Raw genomic sequence first — 259 nt, 5'->3', positions numbered from 1 at the left:
CCTGGGTCGATATAGTGCCACGGAATTGCGTTCTGATCGGCCCACCTCAGAATGGCCCGGCTCGTGAACTCTGTCCCGTTGTCGCTGACTATGCATCCGGGTTTACCGTAGAGCCGCACCAGCGCATCCAGCTCACGCGCAACACGCGCGCCGGAGATGCTGGTGTCAGCAATCAGGCACAGGTTTTCGCGGCTGCAATCGTCTATCACGGCCAGGATGCGGAATTTTCGGGATGGGCCGAAGCTGTCAACCAGGAAGT

The 259-nt window shown here is 59.5% G+C and carries 1 protein-coding gene; it reads right to left on the bottom strand.

Annotation, left to right across the window (positions count from 1 at the left end; all coding sequences use genetic code 11):
- Window positions 1–259, bottom strand: a 259-nt coding sequence (locus ACTRWK_RS17545) for a DDE-type integrase/transposase/recombinase (RefSeq protein ID WP_462844113.1), incomplete at both ends; no start/stop codon positions are given.

It is taken from the genome of Sulfitobacter sp. G5_S2_6_S6 (assembly GCF_054968505.1).
This window is presented reverse-complemented; position numbering and strand designations above follow the sequence as displayed.